The organism is Nocardia sp. NPDC004123, assembly GCF_053603795.1.
This window is the reverse complement of record NZ_JBSGGG010000059.1, coordinates 1-8,610: the sequence shown is the minus strand read 5'-3', so window position 1 is coordinate 8,610 and position 8,610 is coordinate 1. Positions and strand designations below refer to the sequence as shown.

Here is an 8,610-nt window from a genome sequence, read left to right as displayed (position 1 = left end):
GTGTTCGCCAGCGGGTGGCGTAGGCGATCTGGTCGCGCTCGGCGATCCGGAACACCAGCCGCGGCCACACCGCGCGCATGCCGAGTTCCCGCAGCTGAATGAGCAGGGGACTCGGCGCTGAAGTTGCGTTGGACCAGATCGTCGTGGACCGGCGGGCCGGGCCTGCCCTTGCCACGGCGCTTCTTGCCGAACACGCTCCACCAGCCCTGCGCCGAGCAGATCCGCCAGGCGGTCCGGTCGGCCATCGGCTCACCGGCGGCGCGGGCCTCGTCGGCCAGGAATCGGTAACCGAATTCCGGATCATCGCGGTGGGCGTCGAACAGGGCGTTGGCCCGATACGCCTGCTCGAGGTCGGCGTCGGTGACCGGTTCGGCCAACCACCGGCAATAGGGCTGACGGGCCAGATTCAACACCCGGCACGTCACCGTGACGGGGATTCCGTCCTCGGCCAGCTCGCGGACGAGCGGGTAGATCATTTCCCGGCAAGTTCGCCTGCGCGAAATACGCGGCGGCCCGCTCGAGGACCTCGTTCTCCTGCTCCAGCAACCGAATTCGCCGCTTCGCTTCCCGAAGCTCAGCCGACTGCTCGTACTGGTACCCGGTTTGGTTCCCCCGTCGATATCGGTCTGACGCATCCATTTCGACAGCGTCATCGGGTGGATTCCGAAGTCGACGGCGATCTGCTCCAACGTCACCCCGGCATCACGATTGCGAGCCACCCGGCGACATCGTCGCGGAACTCGCGGGGGTAGGGCATGGGCACGGCAGCATCCCTCCAGCCCGCCCGAAGGCAAGCCAAATCAGATGTCACCTATCTGTGCAGCAGTCCCGTCCGTGATCTGATGCGTACTATCGGGCGTGGTTAAAAGTGGTGCAGCCGTAGTCAGTTTGGCTTTTCTGGGTGGGTTGGCGGCCATAGTGGGGGCCCTCAGTGCAGTTCATGCCCTGCGTGACGGTTACAGCGCCGGCTTCGCCGACCTGTACACCGTCATGCCACGGGGATGGTTGCGCGGCTACTACTGGCTGGCAGCCGTTTTCGATCCGAGCGCAGCGCTCCTGCTGATCGTCGGTGCGATCCTGCTGATCGTGCGCCGAGGACCAGGACAGATCCTGGTGATGGCAGGTTGTGCCCTGGTGATCGTGCTGGGCGTCTTCGGAGCAGTCGTCAAACCGGACCTCCTCGGTACCGGCCCGGCAGGATTCATGGACCACATGATCCGCCTTGCCCTGCTCGGCTTTCCGATCGTCACGATCGCCTTGGCGAAACCCCGCCTCACCCGCCGACCCGTTTGACGACCGCGTCCGCGACGGCACCCGCATCGCCGTCCGCCAACTCGATCTCGATCACGGCGGTGGGCGTGACCCGTACGGCGCAGTTCCATTGCCGGTCCACCGCCTGCGGATTCAGCGAATGATATGTCCACTCCGCAGCATTCGGCCGGGTACGAACACTGTCGATAAGGACAGTCGCGCCCGCAGCGCCGATCGGGATCTTCGTTCCCGCGCACGCCTGGAGCGCCGTCGTGATCGCGACTACGGCGCTCGAACCGGTCGAACGATAGAGCGCGACAGCTTCGTAGCTCGAGGTGCTCTGGCCGGTCCCCTTGTCGATCTGCCGTTTTCGGAATGCGGTGAAGTCCGATCCGTACAGCTGCCGGAACCCGATCCCAGCCAACACCGCGCAGGTTTCCGGGTGGATGCCGGCGAGGTGCTCCATCGCGTCGGCCGGAACGGTCTCCTGATCCTTGGCGTAGTCGGCGGCCATCGCGGCGTAGGTGGCCGAGTCGATGGTCTTCGCCTTGGCAGGATTGATGATCTGGTCAACATCCTTGGGCGCCAACAGCAGTGCCTCGATATCGGTCCCCGAACCTGTCGATCCCGCCGATCCACACCCGGTCAGCGCGAACACTGCGGCAACGACCGCCACCTTCACGGTGATCGATGATTTTCCCACGACCACAGTCGTCCCCCGTTTCGATGTTGGCCGCGCGTTCAGTCGGTTCTGCGGGAAACCAGCCGCGGATTGTCGCCTCCCGAACCCTCTGCCCCACTGGGTTGTGTCTTCCAGTCGGATTGATCGGGTCGGTTGCGAACCCGTGCGACAGCCCGTCCCGTGCCGGACCTGGTCAACTTGCGGAGCTCGGCCGGTCGAGTTCGCTCATGGAGTTTAGGAGGCGCGCCAGGAGATCGGCGGCGCGTGTGATGCGGTCGGGCGGCCAGTCGTCCGGGTTTTCTGCCCGGGTGAGCATGGCGCCGCGAGAAGCGAGGTGGAGCAGGTCGGTCGCAGCCTCGGGTTCGAGGACCTCCGCGGCGTCGACGGCATCGCCGAGCACGGTGTGCAAGTGGTCGAGCTCGCGGTGCACAGCGGCGAGCCGCTGCGGGTCGATCGTGGGATCGGCCAGGATCTGAACCATGATCCGGGCCACCAGGGGCCCGGATTCGCTGTGCCAGTCCAATGCCCAGCGGACGGTTGTCGCCAACCGTTGTTCCGGTGGGCCGAGAATCTCGTCGAGTTCGTTATTCCATTGCGCGGAAAGTGTTTCCAACGTCAGATCCAGCAATTCCGTACGGTTGCGGACGAAATTGGTAACCAGGCTGGTCGACCCGCCCAGCATCTCGGCGACCGCACGCACGGTCAGACTCGCGTTCCCGCGTTCCCGCAGGATCTGCACCCCGGCTTCGCCGATTCGGCGTCGGCGCTCGGCACTGTCCACCTCGATAGGCATGTCACACTCCTCGTCCCTTGCGTCGGCCGCACCCTTCCCGTAACAATGTCATACAACAGCGTTGCATAACAGCGTTGCATTCAGGATTCAGGCTGTTCGCATCACGATCGACGTGATCCGAGCCGGACCCGGACACCCCGAGAGAGGTCTGCGATGAGCGAATCGAAACGCCGTTCCTTCCTGCGGGGTACGGTCGCCGCGTTGGTGACCCCGCCCCTGCTGAAGAACGCCGCGGGGGCGGCCGCTGCCTCGCGGTCGACGCAGGTGCTCGTGATCGGTTCGGGAGCCGCCGGACTGACAGCGGCCAGACAGCTGTCGTGCGCCGGGATCGAGGTGATCGTGCTGGAAGCACGCGATCGCATCGGAGGACGACTGTGGACCGATCGCAGTTGGCAGGGCGTGGCCTTGGACCTCGGTGCGTCCTGGATTCACGGGATCGACGGCAACCCCGTCACCGCGCTTCGGGACGAGTTCGGCCTACCCACTGTGGTCCATAATGCGAGCGACCTCGTCACCTACGACGGGCAGACCCGCCTCGGTGCTGCAACAACCGGACAGCTCGAGGCGGGTGCCGTCGCAGCCGTCAGCGCGCTCGAAACTCTGGCGAGGGCGCCCGGGCAGGCGGACACATCCACCGCGGCGGCCCTCGACTCCGTGCTGGCACCGGTCCCCGCTGATGTCACCGGCAGACTGCGATACTTGATGAACACCACGACGCAGGCCAGTGGCGCGGATGCGGCCGAGATCCCGCTTTGGGGACTGCAACTCGATGGACACATGCCCGGCGATCAGGTGATGTTCCGGCACGGATACGACCAAGTTGCCACCGGATTGGCGCAGGGACTCGATATCCGCCACAGCCATGTCGTTGACCGGGTGACCATGCGGGAGCACAGCGTTGAGGTATCGACCGGTCTCGGCACTTTCACCGCTGACCGCGTGCTGATCACTGTGCCGCTCGGTGTGCTCAAAACCGGCGCGATCGCGTTCGATCCGCCGCTCCCCGCCGCCAAGCTCGACGCGATCGGGCGCGTCGGATTCGGCCTGTACAACAAGATCTTCCTGCAGTTCGACAAGATCTTCTGGGACGACAATGAAATCCTCGTCCAGACGAACCCGAACCTGGCCACCGGTGACACCTGGGTACCTCTGCAGCGCGTCAACGGTGCGCCCGTCCTTGCCGCGCTGCGCGGCGGTTCCGCCGCTCGCCGGGTCGAGGCGCTCGACGACACCGCCACCCTTGCCGACGCTCTCAACGGACTTCGCACCATGTACGGCCCGAGCGTTCCCGACCCGATTCGATACCGGATCACCCGATGGTCCCAGGATCCGTACGCCCGCGGCTCCTATTCGTATCCCGCGATCGGCTCGTCACTCGTCGATTACACCGCACTGGCAGAGCCCATCTCCGATCGTCTTTTCTTCGCAGGCGAAGCGACCGACAATGCGTACCCGTCGACCGTGCACGGGGCCGTGGCATCCGGTGTCCGCGAAGCCCGACGGATACTCGCGAGCTGAACCGTTGTTTCGCGTTGTCGCGGCATTCCTTCCGCGCCGAACAGTGAATCGGTTGAGGTGTTGTGGGGAAGAGGCACCGCCAGCCGGCATGGCCTTGATGGGTGTGCCTGGCGCGGGTCGCGGTTTGCTGTTGCCCGAGATCGGAGATGACGGGTCCCCGAGTTCGTCGAGTCTGTTATGCACCCGTCCTGGGACCGATTCGATCAGTTCCGTGTAGCCAGAGCGTACATTTGGGCGCTCGGGCCCCAGTCGGACCGGCCGACGGCGAGCTGTGGGGCACGGGCGATCGTATCGGGCGGTTGGCCCCAGAACGAATCGCTAGGGCATCGCGCCTACCCGTGTCGTGCTACGTCCTCGCACAGGATGCTCGGCCAGCGTGCGAGATCGGCCGGTGTGTGCGCCACCTCCAGTGTGGCCTTCGGCAGCAGGTCCACCAGCGCCTCGGCGGTCGACACCGGATGGGCGGGGTCGTCGATCCAGGCCAACACCGTGGTCGGCACCTCGATCGCGGCGATCGCCTCCGGGGCGGGCAGGTCGCTCATCGCTGCCCCGCGGAACAGTGAGGGCAGTAGGTGCTCGGCGACATCCGGCACGGTTTCCGGCGTTCCGACGGTGGCCGGCGGGCGAGGCACGGTGAGATCGGCACCGAGGAAGGCGTCGAGTCCCTGCTTCTCGATCAAGCGGGCATTCTTCCGGTAGATGTCGGCCTTCGCGGCGCGGGTGCGCCAGGCGGTCGCGGGCACCAGCAGGGTGAGGCCGGCGAATCGGCCAGGATCGCGGACAGCGGCATGCAGCAGTGTCCCGGTGCCCATCGAAGGACCGACACCGTGCACCTGTTCACCGGGGAACCAGTGGTCGAGCAGGTTCAGCAGGTCATCGGCCAGCACCGGCCACCGATAGTCCTCGGGGACGGTACGGCCCGTCGAGTGGCCGTGGCCGCGCGCGTCGTACCGCAGCAGTCGGGTTCCGCTGAGTCCGCGGCCGAGATCGAGTTCCATCAGACGGTCGCGGTGGCGGCTGGAGGTGAGGCCGTGGAGTTGGACGACGGGGTGGCCGCCCTCGTCGCTCAGTTCCACGTCGAGGTCGGCGCCGGGAACACGGAAGGTCGGCACGGCGGCTCCAGGGTGCTGGTGAGACGGCGATCGCTCGGGAGGAAGCCTAGGATACCGTCATGCGGCTGACCAACGTCGCGCACTTGCGCCTGCCGTTCGGCCGCCTGCTGGGCTTCGACGTCACTGCGGGTCGGGTGGGCCGGTCACTTCCCGTGTCCTTCGACCAACGACGCCACGTCGGCGCCGGCGACCGAGCGGGATCCTGGATGGCGTTGTCCTTCAGGCTCTCCGCGCCGGTACCGCCCGACGAGCTCGCGACCGCCTGGCTGGCGGTGATCGAGCGGCACGGCACGCTGCGGTCGGTCTTCGTGCCGGGCGAGGACGGCGAGCCTCGGCTGCACGAGGTCGATATCCGCCCCGGCGGCTGGGTCGAGCATGTGATCGCTCCGGGGCAGGCGGTCAACGATGCGCTCCGCGCCGTGCTCGACCGTGCTTGTTCACCGTACGGTCGTCCGTCGTACCGGCTCTGCGTGCTCGAGACCGCGGTAGGGCCGACCGTGGTGGTCGCCGCCGACCACGCGCACGTCGACATGTGGTCGATGCTGGTGATCGCGCGCGACCTGCTCACCGCGCTGGCCGCGGTGCAGAAGGGTCGTGCACCGTCGTTGCCGCCCGCACCCGCCTTCGCGGAGCACACCCGCGCGCTGCGGGACCGCCCGCCGGCACCCGACGAGGTGCACCGCCGCTGGGCAGAGGTGCTGGCGAGCAGCGGCGATGTGATGCCACGGTTCCCGCTGCCGCTGGGTGAGGCGACGTTGCAGGAGGAGCGCGTGGAGGTGCGCGATGTCCTCGACGTCGACGACAGCGCCGCGTTCTCGGCGCAGGCCCGCGACGACGGCGTCTCGACCTTGGCGCTGGTGGTGGGGGCGATGACCGAGGTGACCCACGAGTTGGCCGGCACCGCACTGCGGGCCGTGTTTCCGGTGCACAGTCGGTACGACACCACCTGGCACGACTCGGTGGGGTGGTTCATCACCAACTCGGTGCTCGAGTCGGCCGACTCCGATCCCCGTGCCAGCGCAGAGGCGGTGAAGGAGGCCGTCCGGATGGGGTCCTGGCCACTGGAGGACATCCTGCGTCCGTGGGGCGGGATGCCCGAGGCGCCGGGGATGTTCGCGATTTCGTGGCTGGACCTGCGTCGGCTGCCGGTGCGAGTCGACGCGACCGGATTGGAGGCGCAGTACGTCGGCGCGACGATTCGGACCGACGGCGTGATGCTCTGGTTCATCCTCGACGAGGCGGGGCTGCACCTGCGCTGCCGGTATCCGGACACTCCCGAAGCCCGGCGCCACGTCGGCGCCTGGCTGGACACGCTGATCGCCCGACTGCAGTCACGGGCACGGGCTTCGGTCGGTGGTCGGCTCCGACTCGGCGACCGGATCTATCGTGTGCAGCGGGCGGGGCGTGCCGACGTGCCAGCGCTGGTCGCGCTGCTCTCCGACGACGAGATCGGCCGTACCCGCGAAGGTTTCGAAATTGCCCGCTACGAGGAGGCATACGACGCCGTCACCAGGGACCCGTCGCACTATCTGGCCGTGGTCCGGGACGAGGGCGACCGGATCGTCGGCACCATGCAGCTCACCATCATTCCGGGGCTGTCCCGCGGCGGCGCCACCCGCCTCCAGATCGAGGGAGTCCGGGTCGCTGCCTCGGAACGCTCTCGCGGCATCGGAACCGCGATGCTCGAATGGGCACACGACCACGGCAGGCACCGAGGTGCGACACTCGCGCAGGTCACCACAGACCGGGTGCGCGAGCGGGCGCACGCCTTTTATGCGCGGCTCGGGTACGACAACAGTCACGTCGGGCTGAAGCGGGCGCTCTGACCGATTCCCGGCGTTCGCTCAGGGGCGCGAGAGGGGCGCCTCGTCCAACGTCCGGTGGTGACTGAACCGCCGTGGCAAGCCGATCAGCGGGGCGACGAATTCCGGTGGCGGGCCGCGTGACCGAAGCGATCGAGTTGTTCTAACAGAATCTCGTCGACCGGATGCGGGTCCTGGCCGCTGACAGCCGCCGGTCCAGCGAACCAACCCTACGACCAGGAACGACAGTGGAAAGGCTGGGCAGACCAGCAGCTACCTGTTACCCAAATCCCAGTTGTTCGCGCGCGGCAGGCGCGCGAACAACCCAGAAACCCAATCGGTGGATCGAGGATTAGGCGAAGGCTGGCGATCTGATTCGTCATGCGTTCGCGTAACCGCCTGCGCTCCAGACGATTACCCGAAACCGAATCAGTGAGACAGCATGCCGCACAGGGACGCCAGGCGCAGGCTGGTAGGGCCAGAAGCAGTAGCCACAGCGGTGGCAGTAGTGGCCGGATCGCCAAACACTTTGAGCGAAGGGAAGTCCGCGAGCGATCCGATTGTTTAGGCGTGTTCTACGTGATGCGGTGAAGAACAGGAGGATCGAAGGGGTGGCCAGCGCGAGGATGAATGCCGAGTTCGCGCCGATGAACCAGGGCAGGGACGAGGTGGCTTCGGGATCGCCAAGAGCGATGAAGCTGAAGAGCAAGCATACTTCTTGACCTGCATGTTTCGCGTTGGTTACCCCCGTTTTCGTTCACTTTCGTTGCGTGCTGTGGGCACTTAAGACCGTGTCTCATGTTGTTGTGATTTGTTGGTCGTGTGTCGGATTCTGTTGCCCGGCTTGATGTCCGGCCGTGGTCGCTGAGTTGTCGCGCCAGCGGGTCGATCACCCTTGAGCCGACGACCGCCGGGGCCGAAGCCGTCGAGCGGGCGCAACGAAATCTACGACGTCACTGTGCGCCGCAGCGACATCGTCATCGTCGAGTACCGCGGCACGAGCCGGGAGATCCGGACCCGGCCGTAAGGACCGGATCAGCTCGCGGCGTGGCGGTGGTGGAAGAGGGGGATCGCCGGTCTTGGCCTTGCTGATGGCGACAGGCGGGTGGAACGGCGGGACTGGCCGTTCATCGCACGACCCGAACCAGCGCCGCCGACGGTCTGCTGCGAACTCCGCCTTCTCCCTGGCGAATTCAACCGACGGTCCGAGGAACGGAGCCACCGGGGCCGGGCCGGACAGGAAGTCCGCTTCCACCTTCCCGACGAGGCCGCCGCCGAACTCGATGTGGCATGTGCCCTGTCCCAGGTACCTGCCCCCCGCGCGGGCCGTCGTGCAGGCGGGCGATGATGTCAGCCCTGAGGCTTGCGGGTTTCGGGGATCGGTCCCGGCGGTTTAGCGTTGATCAACGGCAAACGACCGTGAGTCCGTGCAATCGTGTGGGTGAGCAGGGA

Annotated in this window: 6 protein-coding genes and 1 pseudogene; 3 read left to right on the top strand and 4 right to left on the bottom strand. The window is 66.6% G+C overall.

Annotated elements, in window-relative coordinates:
* A pseudogene (locus ACWEQQ_RS44770) lies at positions 1-476 on the bottom strand (hypothetical protein); the annotation flags it as partial.
* A 442-nt stretch (positions 477-918) separates the two neighbouring features.
* Here ACWEQQ_RS44770 and ACWEQQ_RS44765 point away from each other — a divergent pair.
* Positions 919-1,293, top strand: a complete 375-nt coding sequence (locus ACWEQQ_RS44765) for a hypothetical protein (RefSeq protein ID WP_452352530.1) — start codon at positions 919-921, stop codon at positions 1,291-1,293.
* Here the strand turns inward: ACWEQQ_RS44765 and ACWEQQ_RS44760 are convergent.
* Positions 1,274-1,909, bottom strand: a complete 636-nt coding sequence (locus ACWEQQ_RS44760; protein ID WP_452352529.1) for a sensor domain-containing protein — start codon at positions 1,907-1,909, stop codon at positions 1,274-1,276. The genes ACWEQQ_RS44765 and ACWEQQ_RS44760 overlap by 20 nt on opposite strands.
* 217 nt (positions 1,910-2,126) lie before the next feature.
* Entirely contained in the window at positions 2,127-2,726 is a 600-nt protein-coding gene (locus ACWEQQ_RS44755) for a hypothetical protein (RefSeq protein WP_452352528.1), read from the bottom strand.
* Positions 2,727-2,879: 153 nt separating this feature from the next.
* Here ACWEQQ_RS44755 and ACWEQQ_RS44750 point away from each other — a divergent pair, with 153 nt between their 5' ends.
* Positions 2,880-4,244, top strand: coding sequence for a flavin monoamine oxidase family protein (locus ACWEQQ_RS44750; RefSeq protein WP_452352527.1), 1,365 nt, complete (start codon positions 2,880-2,882; stop codon positions 4,242-4,244).
* 332 nt (positions 4,245-4,576) lie between these two features.
* Here the strand turns inward: ACWEQQ_RS44750 and ACWEQQ_RS44745 are convergent, their stop codons facing one another.
* Positions 4,577-5,356 carry an alpha/beta fold hydrolase gene (locus ACWEQQ_RS44745; RefSeq protein WP_452352526.1) on the bottom strand — a complete coding sequence of 260 codons (780 nt, stop codon included), beginning with the start codon at positions 5,354-5,356 and terminating at the stop codon, positions 4,577-4,579.
* A 59-nt stretch (positions 5,357-5,415) separates the two neighbouring features.
* Between ACWEQQ_RS44745 and ACWEQQ_RS44740 the strand changes: the two genes are divergently transcribed.
* A complete protein-coding gene (locus ACWEQQ_RS44740) occupies positions 5,416-7,182 on the top strand; it encodes a GNAT family N-acetyltransferase (protein ID WP_452352525.1) in 1,767 nt (588 codons plus the stop codon).
* Positions 7,183-8,610: the final 1,428 nt, after the last annotated feature.

Excerpts from the sequence above, each read along its gene's own strand:
- ACWEQQ_RS44755 (WP_452352528.1), bottom strand. The coding sequence starts at position 2,726 with ATGCCTATCGAGGTGGACAGTGCCGAGCGCCGACGCCGAATCGGCGAA.
- ACWEQQ_RS44750 (WP_452352527.1), top strand. The coding sequence starts at position 2,880 with ATGAGCGAATCGAAACGCCGTTCCTTCCTGCGGGGTACGGTCGCCGCG.
- ACWEQQ_RS44740 (WP_452352525.1), top strand. The coding sequence starts at position 5,416 with ATGCGGCTGACCAACGTCGCGCACTTGCGCCTGCCGTTCGGCCGCCTG.